This window comes from Streptomyces sp. NPDC058157 (assembly GCF_042884105.1).
In the GTDB taxonomy this organism is placed as follows: domain Bacteria; phylum Actinomycetota; class Actinomycetes; order Streptomycetales; family Streptomycetaceae; genus Streptomyces.
The window spans coordinates 23041-35512 of sequence record NZ_JBHVUQ010000072.1; the positions used below are offsets into that span (position 1 = coordinate 23041).

12 protein-coding genes and 1 pseudogene are annotated in these 12472 nt (G+C 73.2%); 8 read left to right on the forward strand and 5 right to left on the reverse strand.

Going from position 1 to position 12472, the window contains the following annotated elements:
• The first annotated feature begins 49 nt into the window (after positions 1 to 49).
• Positions 50 to 883, forward strand: coding sequence for a hypothetical protein (locus ACFVXK_RS19615; protein ID WP_389613299.1), 834 nt, complete (start codon positions 50 to 52; stop codon positions 881 to 883).
• 33 nt (positions 884 to 916) lie between these two features.
• Here the strand turns inward: ACFVXK_RS19615 and ACFVXK_RS19620 are convergent, their stop codons facing one another.
• Complete coding sequence (locus tag ACFVXK_RS19620; protein ID WP_389613300.1) at positions 917 to 1900, reverse strand: LuxR family transcriptional regulator; 984 nt, start codon at positions 1898 to 1900, stop codon at positions 917 to 919.
• 142 nt (positions 1901 to 2042) lie between these two features.
• Between ACFVXK_RS19620 and ACFVXK_RS19625 the strand changes: the two genes are divergently transcribed.
• Positions 2043 to 3455: an aminopeptidase P family protein gene (locus ACFVXK_RS19625; protein WP_389613302.1), complete on the forward strand. Its 1413-nt coding sequence runs from the start codon at positions 2043 to 2045 to the stop codon at positions 3453 to 3455.
• A 96-nt stretch (positions 3456 to 3551) separates the two neighbouring features.
• Here the strand turns inward: ACFVXK_RS19625 and ACFVXK_RS19630 are convergent, their stop codons facing one another.
• Positions 3552 to 4061, reverse strand: a complete 510-nt coding sequence (locus tag ACFVXK_RS19630; RefSeq protein ID WP_389613304.1) for a hypothetical protein — start codon at positions 4059 to 4061, stop codon at positions 3552 to 3554.
• Positions 4062 to 4279: 218 nt separating this feature from the next.
• Here ACFVXK_RS19630 and ACFVXK_RS19635 point away from each other — a divergent pair, with 218 nt between their 5' ends.
• On the forward strand, positions 4280 to 5905 hold the full coding sequence (locus ACFVXK_RS19635; RefSeq protein WP_389613306.1) for an RICIN domain-containing protein: 1626 nt from the start codon (positions 4280 to 4282) through the stop codon (positions 5903 to 5905).
• Positions 5906 to 6467: 562 nt separating this feature from the next.
• Positions 6468 to 7805 carry a serine/threonine-protein kinase gene (locus tag ACFVXK_RS19640; protein WP_389613308.1) on the forward strand — a complete coding sequence of 446 codons (1338 nt, stop codon included), beginning with the start codon at positions 6468 to 6470 and terminating at the stop codon, positions 7803 to 7805.
• 168 nt (positions 7806 to 7973) lie between these two features.
• Here ACFVXK_RS19640 and ACFVXK_RS19645 read toward each other — a convergent pair whose 3' ends face one another.
• Positions 7974 to 8705, reverse strand: coding sequence for a hypothetical protein (locus tag ACFVXK_RS19645; protein ID WP_389613310.1), 732 nt, complete (start codon positions 8703 to 8705; stop codon positions 7974 to 7976).
• Positions 8706 to 9025: 320 nt separating this feature from the next.
• On the opposite strand from ACFVXK_RS19645, the gene ACFVXK_RS19650 reads away from it, so the two are divergent.
• On the forward strand, positions 9026 to 9235 hold the full coding sequence (locus ACFVXK_RS19650; protein ID WP_389613312.1) for a hypothetical protein: 210 nt from the start codon (positions 9026 to 9028) through the stop codon (positions 9233 to 9235).
• Between the two features lie 21 nt (positions 9236 to 9256).
• Here the strand turns inward: ACFVXK_RS19650 and ACFVXK_RS19655 are convergent, their stop codons facing one another.
• On the reverse strand, positions 9257 to 9520 hold the full coding sequence (locus ACFVXK_RS19655) for a DUF4190 domain-containing protein (protein ID WP_389613314.1): 264 nt from the start codon (positions 9518 to 9520) through the stop codon (positions 9257 to 9259).
• Positions 9517 to 9708: a hypothetical protein gene (locus ACFVXK_RS19660; RefSeq protein ID WP_389613316.1), complete on the reverse strand. Its 192-nt coding sequence runs from the start codon at positions 9706 to 9708 to the stop codon at positions 9517 to 9519. The genes ACFVXK_RS19655 and ACFVXK_RS19660 overlap by 4 nt, the downstream gene beginning before the upstream one ends.
• A gap of 124 nt (positions 9709 to 9832) precedes the next feature.
• Here ACFVXK_RS19660 and ACFVXK_RS19665 point away from each other — a divergent pair, with 124 nt between their 5' ends.
• From ACFVXK_RS19665 to ACFVXK_RS19675, 3 genes and pseudogenes are all read left to right on the forward strand, one after another.
• Complete coding sequence (locus ACFVXK_RS19665; RefSeq protein ID WP_389613318.1) at positions 9833 to 10459, forward strand: TetR family transcriptional regulator; 627 nt, start codon at positions 9833 to 9835, stop codon at positions 10457 to 10459.
• Between the two features lie 212 nt (positions 10460 to 10671).
• Positions 10672 to 12132: a PHB depolymerase family esterase gene (locus ACFVXK_RS19670; RefSeq protein ID WP_389613320.1), complete on the forward strand. Its 1461-nt coding sequence runs from the start codon at positions 10672 to 10674 to the stop codon at positions 12130 to 12132.
• Positions 12133 to 12171: 39 nt separating this feature from the next.
• Positions 12172 to 12472, forward strand: a pseudogene (locus ACFVXK_RS19675) (tannase/feruloyl esterase family alpha/beta hydrolase); the annotation flags it as partial.

The following is a 12472-nucleotide window of genomic DNA, read 5'->3' on the forward strand; positions in this document are numbered from 1 at the left end:
CCGCCGTCCCGCTTGCCGGCCGGTCCGACCGGCACGTTGGCCTCGGCAGATGGTGATCACGCGCTACCGCGACGGGCGGATCCGGGCCTATCCGGTTCGTCCCGGTGCGTTCGGCAGGATCGAGCCGGGGGCGGTCTTCCGGCCGTTGGACGGTGACGAGGTCGTGGAGTCGGCGGTCGGGCCGGATCTGGAGCGGGTCGTGTACACGACCCTGAACAGGGTCGTGTGCCTCACGCGGGCCGGCGAGCTGGTGTGGGCGTCGGAGTTCGAGCCGCACTCCGACGTACCCCATGGCCACCGGCCCGGCTGCGTGCTGTCGCCGGACGGCCGGACCGTCTGGGTCTACCGGCCCGACGCGATGGCCGGACACGGGAGCACGGACCAGTGGGTGCTGCACGACGCCGACAGCGGACGGGTCGTCGCCCTCCGGGACCTGGGGACGGTCGGTCACGGTGCCGGGCATCACGTGCACCCCGTGGCCGGAAGCGTCTACCTCGACATCGGGGAGGGCCAGGACGGTGGCGTCGTGGTCCGGGGCACGGCCGGGAGCGACGGCGAGCCGGAGTTCGTGACCTACCCGTGGCTGGACCGCTGCCTGATCGACCTCGCGCCGGACGAACGGCAGTTCATGGACCACGGGCAGCAGGACGTCGCCTTCCACCGGCACCCCGGAAATGGGGGGTGTGAGAGCGAGGACGAGGAGGAGTGGTTCCGCCACCACCTGGTCGACGTCGGCTCGGGCGCGGTCGGCGCCGAGCTCGCCGTCGACGTGGCCAACCCGTACGCGCTGAGGCCCCTGGGTGACGGCTCATTGCTGGTCGACGGACCCGACGGCCACCCCGTCCGGCGCTCGGCCGGCCCGCGGTCGGGGCCGAGGGTGTAGGTGCGGGCGGGGGCGGCACGTCCACGACGTCGCTCACAGCCAGCCGTTGCGCTGGGCCTGGAGGGCCAGCTGGAAGCGGTTCTCGGCGCCCAGGCGGGCCATCAGGATCTGCAGGCGGCGGAAGAAGGTGCGGCGGCTGATGCCCAGTTCGCGGGCGATGACCTCGTCGCCCGCGCCGCCGGCGAGGAGGCGGAGCAGGCGGCGGTCGGCCGGGGGGAGGCCGGCCGGGCGGGTGGTGCGGCCGTGGAAGGGCAGGGCCTGCTGCCAGGTCTGCTCGAACAGGGCGATCAGGGCCGAGAGCAGGCCGCACGGCTGGACCACCAGCGTGGTGTTGTGCACGTCGGCCTCCCTGATCGACAGGGACACCAGCGCGTACGCCTCGTCGATGATCATCAGCTTGACCGGTACCGTCGGCGCCACCCGGGCCTGCTCCCCCGCCTCGACGCACGGCTCGATGGCGCTCTCCAGCCGCCCGGGCACCTCCAGTGACGCCCGCGAGTAGACCACCCGCTGCGTCACTCCGCGGGCGAGGGTGGTCAGCGCGTCGTCGAGGGCTTCGGCCTGGGGGAAGTAGGGCGGCGATTCGAGCTGGCGGATCTGTTCGCGGGCGCTGGCCCAGGCCTGGCGGAGCCTCGGGCCGACGGCGTCGCCGGTGACGACTTCGACGAGGTGGTCGTCGTGGGCCGTGAGCCGCCGGCGGCGGAACGATTCGAACGCGCCGCCCACGGTGATGCGGGAGGCCTCCAGCTCGGCCGCGCGGCGCCGGGCGAGGATCTCCAGCCCGGCGGCGGGAGGCACCGGCGCCGCCACGTCCGCGCCCTCGTCGGCGGCGCCCGCCAGCCCGGCGTCGACCAGCTCCCCGTACGCCGCACGGAACTCGGCGCCCTCCAGCCCTGCCGCCCGCCGCAGCTCGGCGAGGGGTGCCGGGGCCAGTTCCAGGAGCGACCGGTACACGCGGCCGGCCTCGGGGCCGATGCCCAGCATCCGCAGGGCCTCGTCCAGTCTCGCGTTCGCCATGCACCGCATTATCGGCGACGAGGGGGCGCGCGTGGCCGATCGGTGCCACTGGCACGGCCGGGACTCCGCAGGGTGCGCCGCCGCAGTACCGTCCGGGCATCGCCGGGGCCTCCCGGCACCCGTCCGGAAGAAGGAGCACGACGTGGCGAACGGTCGCAAGAACGGCCTCTACCCGGAGATCTCCGCGGAGCTGTCCGCCCTGATGAGGACGGGCTGGGCGGACACCGAACGGCACGACCTCGCGGTCGACGAGCAGGCCCCGTACGCGGCCCTGCGCCGCGCCGCCCTCTCCGCCCGCTTCCCCGGCGAGCGGCTGGTGGTCCCGTCCGGCAACCTCAAGACGCGATCGAACGACGACCCCTACCCGTTCCGCCCCTACTCCGGCTACGTCCACATGACCGGCGACCGGGCCCGCGACGGCGCACTCGTCCTCGAACCCCGCCCGGACGTCGGCCACGACGCCTACTGCTACCTGCTGCCCCGCGACGGCCGGGACACCGACGAGTTCTGGCTGGGCTACACCGCCGAGCTGTGGATGGGCCGTCGCCGCTCCCTCGCCGAGTCGGAGCGCGTGCTCGGGCTGTCCTGCCGCGACGTCCGCTCGGCGGTGGGCGACCTGGCGGCCGCGCCCGGCGTGCCGACGCGCATCGTCCGCGGCGTCGACACCGCGCTGGAGGCGGCGGTCGCCACCGACGCCGGGCGCGACGCCGAGCTGGAGGAGGCGCTGAGCGGACTCCGGCTCGTCAAGGACGACTGGGAGATCGGCGAGATGCGCAAGGCGGTGGACTCCACCGTCCGCGGATTCACCGACTGCGTCGGCGAGCTCTCGCGGGCGGTCGCCTCCTCCGAGCGCTGGATCGAGGGCACCTTCTTCCGCCGGGCACGTCTGGAGGGCAACTCCGTCGGCTACGGCTCGATCTGCGCCGCGGGCGACCACGCCACGATCATGCACTGGACCGACAACGACGGCCCGGTGCGCCCCGGCGAGCTGCTCCTGCTGGACGCCGGCGTGGAGACCCACACCCTCTACACCGCCGACGTCACCCGCACCCTGCCCGTCAGCGGCACCTTCACGGCCGTGCAGCGCACGGTGTACGACGCGGTGTACGAGGCCCAGCAGGCGGGCTTCGCCGCCGTGAAGCCGGGGGCCGCGTACCGCGACTTCCACGTGGCGGCGCAGCGGTACCTGGCGGAGAAGCTCGTCGAGTGGGGCTTCGTCGAGGGCCCGGCGGACCGCGCGTACGAGCTGGGCCTGCAGCGCCGGTTCACCATGGCCGGCACCGGCCACATGCTCGGCCTGGACGTCCACGACTGCGCCCAGGCCCGTACCGAGGAGTACGTCGAGGGTGCGCTGGAGCCGGGCATGGTGCTCACGGTGGAGCCGGGCCTGTACTTCCAGCCGGACGACCTCACGGTGCCCGAGGAGTGGCGCGGCATCGGCGTCCGGATCGAGGACGACCTGCTGGTGACCGCCGACGGGTACGAGAACCTGTCCGCGGGCCTGCCGCGCTCGGCGGACGAGGTCGAGGCGTGGATGGCGCGCGTGGCGGGCTGACCGCAGGGGCGCGTTCGGCGGGGCCCGGGTCGTGGGGGGGCGACTCGGGTCGTGGGAGGGGAGCGACTCGGGTCGTGGGGGGGAGCGACTCGGGTTTCAGTGGCCGGTGGCGGCCTTGACCACCGCGACCGCCGTGCCGATCGCCGCGTCGATCAGGCCGGCGAACAGCGCGACCGCCGTTCCCGCGCCCATCCGGATGCCGCCGTACCAGCCCCATCCGAACAGGGTGGCGACGTTGACCGCGGCCGCCGTGTAGAGCGCCGTCCTGAGCTCCATGGCGCCCAGGGCCGAGACGCCGATCAGGAGCAGCGGGCCCACCGCCGACAGCAGCAGGGGGCTGCTGACGAACAGCATGAGGCGCAGTTCCCGTCCCCGGGCGAGGGCGCCGTGCGTGACGCGGTGGGCCTGCTGGTCGGCGACGAGCGAGGCCAGCCACAGGCCCGCCGCGGCGGTCGCGACCGTGGCCGCGGCCCCGGCGGCGTCCGGATGGCCGGTGCCCGCGAGGCCGATGACGACGGAGATCATGGTGATCGTCGCGTAGAGCCGCTCCTTGAGGTGCGCCGTGACCGTCGCCGTACCCACCGCGTCCGCCACCCGTTCCGCCACGGGGTCCACCGTAGGACCCGCCCGCGGCAGGTCCGTGGAGCAACACCCGGCGCGTACCGCCGGGAGGCTGCCGGGAGGCCGCCGACCGGATTGTCACTCCGGATTGTTGCGGGTTCGCGGCGCGGCGCCCGTGTGCGTGACTGTCCCCGAAGAGGCTCGCCGTGGGGGCGTCAACGGCTCACCTCACGGCTGTGCCGCACACCCGACCGAAAGTTGCCATGACTTCCCACTTCACCCGTGCCGCGAGGGCGTTGGCGGCCCCCGCCCTCGCCCTCGCCGTCATCACCCCGGCGCTCGCCGTCGCCGCGGCCCCCGCGTCGGCCGCCACGGCCGCGGCCGACGCGTACACCTTCACCAACACCGACGGCACGCTCAACGCGACGGGCAACAACGACGGGAACCAGATCTCCGTCACCCCGGACGGCACCAACTACACGAACTGGCGCCTGATCAGGCTCGCCGCCCCCGGCACGTTCAACCTCGCCAGCACCTCCTCCGGGAAGTGCGTGTACGCCAGCCAGCCGGCCGTCCAGCAGTCCTGCGGCAAGGACGGCCAGCAGTGGCACTTCCGTCCCGTCGACGGCAAGCCCAACGCGTTCGGGATCGTCCGGCGCGACGAGTCCAGCGGGACCGAGTGGTGCCTGGACAACCGGGGCGGCCTCCACCTGTGGGGGATCCTCGCCCAGCCCAACGCATGCAACGGCGGCGCGAGCCAGGAATGGACTCTCCCCGCCTCGAAGGCGGCCGAGGCGAGGGGCCTCGCCCTCGACTACTACGCGGACCTGTGTTCCAAGCGGACGTCGACGTGTTCGTGGACGCAGCGGTCGGAGGGGCAGCCCGAAGTGCTGCCGCGCCAGGTCGCCTCGTCCGTCTGGTTCAACGGAACCGACAGCACGATGAAGCAGATCTTCACGACGGTCTACCACTCGGGCTGGGCCCAGTCGTTCTCGGCCGGCGTGTCCACCTCGTTCGGGGTCTCCACGCCGGTGCAGGCCATGATCTCCAGCCAGCTGTCGGCGACCCAGACCTACACCTCGGACGAGACGACGATCAACGGCATCGCCGTGGACGTCCCCGCGAAGAACTACGCCTGGGTCGACTTCGCGGCCGTCGGCAAGAAGGTCACGGGCACGTGGACCTTCGACACGGACAACCAGCCGTGGACGACGGACGCGACCGTCACGGTCCCGGTCGTCAACTCGCCGGCCGGCTCCACGATGTACATCGCCCGCACCAGCACCGGCGCGCCGGGCAGCGCCGCCGCCACCACGGATGCGGACGTCCGGCCCCAGGTCCTGGCCACGACCGAGAGCGCGGACCTGGAGATCCCCGAGGGGGCCACCGCGACCGTCGAGAACGACACGGTCAAGCTCACGGACGGCTCCGGCCGGAACATCGCCACCGTACGGCCCGGCATCGTCCGGGAGCCGAACGGCGCCACCCACAAGGTCGGCCTCGCCCTCACCGGCAAGCGGCTCACCCAGACCATCGAGGGCGCCGGCGGTGACACGGTCACCGGCTACGTGACGCCGCCCACCATCTCGGTACGTGACGGCGTTCCCGCCACTGCCGCCGCCCCGCCGAAGGGCGCCGCCGGGACGGGCACGGCCTCGATGTCCCCGGCCGGCCTGATCGACAAGCCCAAGACCGAGGACGAGTGGAACAAGTGCATGCTCAAGCACCTGGGCAGCAGCATCTACATCAACACGGTCGTGGGGACGGCGACCGGCGCCATGGCGGGCGGGGTCGGCGCCGTGCCGGGACTCGCCATCGGCATGATGACGGGCACGGTCAAGGGCCTCGGCGAGGCGATCTTCTTCTGCGGCACGGGGCCCAAGGGCTAGGCCGTGTTCTGAAACGCGACTCTGATCCTCGTCCCGCATCGCGATGATCGCGGTGTGGGACGAGGAGATCTTGCTGACGGGCAGCGGGCGGTGCTGGATCCGGCGTGGCCGGTCGCGGTGCTGGGGCGGCCGTCGTTGGGCCGGCGGAAGCTGACGACCGGGATCCGATGGCGGGTACGGACCGGTGCTCCGTCGCCGGCAGCGCGACGGTACCTGGCCCGAACTGCTGACCCGTCTACAGGCCAGGGCGGATGCGGCCGAGTTGATCACGTAGGACGTCGACGTCGACTCCACGATCTGCCGGGCCCCTCAGCACGCCGCAGGCGCCTGCCGCGACGGCCAGGCACAGAACGAACCGCCAGGCGGAACCTCTATCGAGCCCGACGACCATGGCCTGTACAAGGCCCGGCACGCGGTGGAGTGCGGGATCCCGTCCTGATCGCCGCGATCGGCGAATGGTTATGACCGACCGGCCTGCGAGGGGGCTGCGCTGGTAGCACGCTTCGGGTGATGATCCTTGGTGGACGGGTACCGGGTAGGTCTGTGCGGGGGAGATGCAGTGATGGAGGGTCAGCTTCTCGGCGGCCGTTACCGGATAGCGTGCCGGCTCGGCGAGGGCGGCATGGGGCAGGTGTGGGAGGCCCTCGACGAGAGTCTGGACCGGCCCGTCGCAGTCAAGGTGATCTCTCTGCTCGCCGGCGGCGGCACACGCGGGCAGGACGCGCGCGCCAGGTTCCTGCGCGAGGCACGCATCACGGCCCGCCTCCAGCAGGCCAACATCGTGACGATCCACGACCTGGGCGAACTGGGCGAAGCGGAGGAGAGGGCCCCGTTCCTGGTCATGGAACTGATCCGCGGCGAAGGGCTGGACGAGGTACTGCGCCGCGGCACGGTTCCTCCAGCCCTCGTGGCGCGCTGGAGCAGCCAGATATGCGATGCGCTGGCCGCCGCGCACGACGCCGGGATCATGCACCGGGACATCAAACCGTCCAACATCCTCCTCACCCCGTCGGGCACCGTCAAGGTCCTCGACTTCGGCATCGCCCGGGCTGCCGACCCGGCGGTGACCGGTGACCGCCTGACTCAGACCGGCTTCATCGTCGGCACTCCGCCCTACATGGCCCCCGAACAGGCGCGCGGCTTCCCGGAGCCCAGCAGCGACCTGTACGCCCTCGGCTGCCTGATCTTCGAACTGCTCACGGGCCGACTGCCGTTCGAGTCCCCCGACCCGGTCGGCTACCTCTCGGCGCACCTCACCGAGGAACCCCCTGCACCCGGATCCGTGTCCTCGGACATCCCCGCCGCCTGGGACGACCTCGTCCTGACCCTGCTGCGCAAGGAGCCTGCCCGGCGCTACCCGGACGCCGCCGCCCTCGCCCGAGCACTGCGACAGCTGGACCTCCCGCCGGCGTCCGCGCCCCCGGCGCCCGCCGCTCCGGTACCCGCCCCTCCGGTACCCGCCCCCACAGCTTCGCTCACGCTCGCGAACCCGGATCCGCCCGCGTCCGCCCCCGCAGATGCCGACGCGGCCCGGCACGGTGCGGCGATGCGTTTCGGGCTCCCGGCGGCCGTGCTCCTCCTGACGTTCGGTTCCTTGAGCGATTGGTTCTTCTCCTACGGTGTGCTCTCGTTCTTCATCAACATCGGCATCCCCTTGGTGGTTCTTCTGGGGTGCGCTGCGGCCCTCACGCCACGCTCAGGAATCCTGCTTCGCGCAGTGGGCTACGTGGCCGGAGCGGTAGCGGCGGCCATCACTGTGATGTACACCCTCGGCAGGGCCGGCAACGGGGGCCTGTCGCACGGCGAGGCGTTCAGCTATTGGACGACCATCGCCGCAGCACTCGCGACGTACGTTTATCGCGAAGTCACCACCCGACGCCGCACCAAGCCCACGCCGTAGCAGTTCAGTAGGCGCAGCCCGCTACGGAGCAGCGTTTTACGCAGCCAGTGCCCTGAGGCCCAGCCACCGTTCGCCCCCGATTCGGGCACCAGACCGTCAACCGAGGCGTACGACGGCCGAACAGGCAGGTCAGCGCGTTCTAGAACACGGCCCAGCCCGGCCGCGGAGTCAGGTCCGGGCGGTCCAGGCGGTGGTCAGGCCGTCGAGCCAGGCGGGTGGGAGCTCGGCGGCGTCCCACTGCTCGCGCAGTGCCTGGGGGGCGGCGATGAGGCGTTCCAGTACGGCGAGGCTCGTCACCGAGTGGAGGAGCGAGTAGCGGCCGTGCACCACGGTGGCGCTGTCCGGGCCGAACGCCGCGAACAGCTGCTCCAGCCGGCCTCGGTGGAGCGTGGCGAACTCCGTCAGGCGTCCGGCGTAGCCGGCCCGCTGCCGGGGGCTCATCGTGCCGAGGACGGCGACGAGCACCTCTTCGGTGACCTCCGGGTCCAGCTCCGAAGCCGCGGTGAACGACAGGTAGAGGGGGGTGAGCGCGACCTTGGTCCGCTCCACTTCCATGCGCCGGGCCCGGGGGTGTCCGCCGGCCCCGCCCTGGTCCCCGTCCGGCCCCGCGACCCCCGCCAGGGTCCGCTCGGCCACGGCGCCGAGCTCCTCCAGCAGGGCCTCGGCGCCGTCGAGCCAGCCCGAGCGGTACTCCTCGCCCTTGTCCCCCGGGACGGTCCGGCCGGCGCCGTCGAGTTCCGCGTGCGCGAGGGACAGGGCGCCCGCCTCGACGAGCCCGATCAGCTGGCGCGCGTCACCCGGGGGGACCCCCGCCCGGGCGAGGAGCTGCAGCAGTGTGGTCCTCGCGTTGTCGACGCTGACTTCGTCCGGCCATCGCCGTGCCTCGTGGCCCGCGCTCATCGTCTCCTCCTCCTCGCCCGGTAGTGAAGTGTGTACAAAGAGATCGTTCCCTGCAACGTCCGACGTCCGCGGCGTCCGCGTGCGGGCGTGGCGGCTCGATCTGGGGGCGAGCCGGACGCACAGGATGATCACAGACCGGTCACAGGCACCACACAGCGGGAGGGATCCGGCGAATGCGGGCTCCGCCGGGAAGACGGCGACCCTCCCGGACCTGGTCGGCAAGGGCCTCCAGACCGCTCAGGACGAGGCGCAGGCCGCCGGCTTCCAAGGAGTCCTGCCCGGCCTCGGACGCGCCGGCCCCGAAGCCGGCGGGCGACACCATGCCGGACTTCGTCGGCCAGGGGATGAAGGCGGTCCGCGCCGCGCTCCCGGGCAATGCCTCGATCACGGTGATGGACGCCGTGCAGAGCCGGATGGTCCTCCAGGAGTCGAACTGGAAGGTGTGCACGCAGGATCCGAAGGCCGGTGCGCCGCTGAACGGCCGGCCGGTCGCCTTCACCGTCGCCAAGGTCGAGGAGAACTGCCCCTGAGCCCCGGCTGCGGCGGTGCGGTCAGGCGAGGCTCCACGACCACGTGCCGTCGGCGGTGACGAGGCAGGCGAGGACGAGCAGGTCCGCCACGCCCAGGGCGATGCCCAGCCGGGCGCGGCCGGGCCTGCGCGTGCCCCGTCGCAGGGCGAGGACGCCGAGGACGACGGAGACCGGGCCGAGCAGCAGGTTCGTCACGAGCAGTCCGACGAGGCCCAGGACGAAGGCCGTCACGGCCATGGCGTCGGTCTCGCGGGTACGGCTCTCCCCTGCGGTCCGGGTGCTCATCGCGCACCTCCGCGCCCCTGGCCGGCACGTGCGGCCCGGCGGCGGCCCGAGTACCGCTCGCGTGCGGTGAACACGGCGAGCCACAGGGCGATGGCGAGGCCGGCGACCACACCTACGGGCACGGGGACGTGGGCCACGGCACCGAGTACGACGCCGAGCACGAGCAGGGCAGCTACGAGGAAAAGCACGGGACCGTCCTTCCGTTCAGGTCATCGGGACTTCCGGCATTCGGTTGACACGTGTGTACTGACTACCCAGTTCAATTACCTTCATGCTGGCGGAGCGCGAGTGTGACGCGCTTGACTGCGCGTCATGACCTTGCACACCACCGGAGCCCGCGAGATCCAGCGCCGCCGCACCCGGCGGGCCCTGCTCGACGCGGCCCTCTCCGAGCTGGAGGAGCGCAGCCTCGGCAGCCTGGGCCTCAGGGAGGTCACCCGGGCGGCCGGGGTCTCCCCCACCGCCTTCTACCGGCACTTCCGGGGCATGGACGAGCTCGGGACCGCGCTCGTCGAGGAGGCCCTGGCCAGCCTGCACGTGACGGTACGGGGGATGCTGGCCGCCACCGGTGACGCCGAGCGGCGCGGCGACGCCGGAGTGCGGCTCGTCGCCGCGCTGGTGCGCAGCAGGCCCGCGCACGTCCGCTTCCTGGTCCGGGAGCGCCACGGCGGGGTCGCGGCGGTGCGCGAGGCCATCGCGGCCCAACTCGACGCCTTCGCCGAGGAGATCGGTGCCGTTCTGGGTACGGATCCGGCGGGTGCGGGCTGGGACGCCGACGACGTGCGGATGCTGGCCCGGCTGCTGGTGGACCACATGTTCATGACGGCGTCGGCGTTCCTGACGGCCGCCCTGCGGGGTGAGGACTGGTCGACCGCCACCGCGACCGCCCGGGCCCAGCTGCGCCTGATCCATCTGGGGCGCGTGCACTGGAGGGGGTGAGGGCCGGGGCGGCGGTCCGGCGGGGTGGGTGGCAGGCCGCCGGCCCGTCCGGCCCGTCCGGCGCGCCCTGGGTAGCAGGGTGGTGCCCCGGGGGCAACGGGCGGGGTGTACAGGCCGGGGCGGGGGGTGTGGGGCGGCGGACCATTCTCCGGGGGTGAGGGGGGCTCCTACGGTTACGGGCATCTTCCGTGTCCCCCCTACTGGGAGCCGCCATGTCGATGCGTGAGAGACGGGCCGGGCGCCGGCGTGGGTGGATCGCCGCGCTGGTGGTGGGAGCCGCGCTCGTCGGGTCCGCGCCCGCGGCCCGGGCCGCCGTCCCGCTGGAGCGGGTGGGCGACTTCGGGCCGAACCCGGGTGCGCTGGGCATGTACGTCTACCGGCCCGCCGGTCTGCCCCCGGATCCGGCCGTGGTGGTGGCGCTGCACGGCTGTACGCAGAGCGCCCAGGTCTACGCCGACAACTCCGGACTGAGCACGTTCGCGGACCGGTACCACTTCCTCCTCGTGTTCCCCGAGACCACGTCCGCCAACAACGCCAACCGGTGCTTCAACTTCTTCGAACCCGGCGACAACCGCCGCGGCCAGGGCGAGGCCGCCTCGATCCGGCAGATGGTCGCGCGGGCGGCCGCCGACTACGGGACCGACCCGGCCCGCGTCTACGTCACCGGGCTCTCCGCGGGCGGTGCCATGACCGCCGTGATGCTCGCCGCCTACCCCGAGGTGTTCCGGGCCGGTGCCGTCGTCGCGGGCATCCCCTACGGCTGCGCCGACACGGTGGCCGGCGCCTACACGTGTATGAGTCCGGGCGTGGACCGCTCCCCGGCGGCCTGGGCCGAGAGCGTGCGCGACGCCCGTCCGGGGTACGGCGGGCCCTGGCCGAGGGTGGCCGTCTGGCACGGGGACCAGGACACCACCGTCGTCCCGGGGAACGCCGACGAGTTGCGCGACCAGTGGACCGCCGTGCACGGCCTGGGGCAGGTCCCGGACCGCACCGCCGCCGTCGGCCCGGACGGTACGCGGCGCGAGCAGTACCTGGCGGCCGACGGGAGCGTGGCCGTGGAGGTGGACCGGGTGCCGTCCATCGGGCACGGCACTCCCGTGGACCCCGGGACCGGCCCCCAGCAGTGCGGCGCCACGGGCACGGCGCACTTCATCCGGTCGATCTGCTCCAGCTACTGGATCACCGGTTTCTTCGGGCTGGACGGCTCCGGTCCGGGGACCGGGGCTCTGCCCGCGCCGGCCGGACTGTCCGCGACCGGTGCCACCGACACCTCCGTCACCCTGGCCTGGGACGGCGTCGGCGGGGCCGCCTCGTACGCGGTGTACCGCGACGGCGCCCGGATCGCGACGCCCGCCGGTCCCCCGTTCACCGACACGGGTCTGGGCCCGGGCAGCACCCACACCTACGCCGTGGCGGCCCGTGACGGCACGGGTGCCGAGGGGGCGCGCTCGGCCGGGATCAGCGCCTCGACCACGGGCGCGCCACCGAAGTGCTGGACCGCGGACAACTACCAGCAGGTCCGGGCAGGACGCGCCACCACCGGCGGCGGCCACGCGTTCGCCAGGGGCTCGAACCAGGACATGGGCCTCTACACCACCTTCACCACGCACACCCTGAAGGAGTCACCGGCCGGATACTTCGTCATCGCCGACGGCCCCGGCTCCTGCCCCTGACTCCCCCGCCCCATCGGAGACGACCCACAGGAGGTACCCGTGCACCTGTCCGCACGGCTGCGCAGGGCCGCCGCGGCGGCGGCCGCGCTCGTGACCATCGCGGCATGGCCCGCGGCCGCCGGAGACCGCGGCGCGGCGGACCGCGGCGCCGCGGCCACGGCGGACGGGCACTGCGCCGGGATGTCCCGGCTGCGGGTACCCGGCGCCGAACTCCAGGTCCCGGCCTGCCTGGACGAGCTGACCACCGCCGGGACCGTCGCCTCGGGGCACACGGACCCGGCCGACTGGGCCGGGCTGACTCCGGCCGGGCTGAGCGTGCCGGGCGGCGTGCCCGGAATAC

Coding starts and splice junctions, on each gene's coding strand:
- ACFVXK_RS19615 (WP_389613299.1), top strand. CDS start 50: ATGGTGATCACGCGCTACCGCGACGGGCGGATCCGGGCCTATCCGGTT.
- ACFVXK_RS19620 (WP_389613300.1), bottom strand. CDS start 1,900: ATGGCGAACGCGAGACTGGACGAGGCCCTGCGGATGCTGGGCATCGGC.
- ACFVXK_RS19635 (WP_389613306.1), top strand. CDS start 4,280: ATGACTTCCCACTTCACCCGTGCCGCGAGGGCGTTGGCGGCCCCCGCC.
- ACFVXK_RS19640 (WP_389613308.1), top strand. CDS start 6,468: ATGGAGGGTCAGCTTCTCGGCGGCCGTTACCGGATAGCGTGCCGGCTC.
- ACFVXK_RS19645 (WP_389613310.1), bottom strand. CDS start 8,705: ATGAGCGCGGGCCACGAGGCACGGCGATGGCCGGACGAAGTCAGCGTC.
- ACFVXK_RS19650 (WP_389613312.1), top strand. CDS start 9,026: ATGCCGGACTTCGTCGGCCAGGGGATGAAGGCGGTCCGCGCCGCGCTC.
- ACFVXK_RS19655 (WP_389613314.1), bottom strand. CDS start 9,520: ATGAGCACCCGGACCGCAGGGGAGAGCCGTACCCGCGAGACCGACGCC.
- ACFVXK_RS19665 (WP_389613318.1), top strand. CDS start 9,833: ATGACCTTGCACACCACCGGAGCCCGCGAGATCCAGCGCCGCCGCACC.
- ACFVXK_RS19670 (WP_389613320.1), top strand. CDS start 10,672: ATGTCGATGCGTGAGAGACGGGCCGGGCGCCGGCGTGGGTGGATCGCC.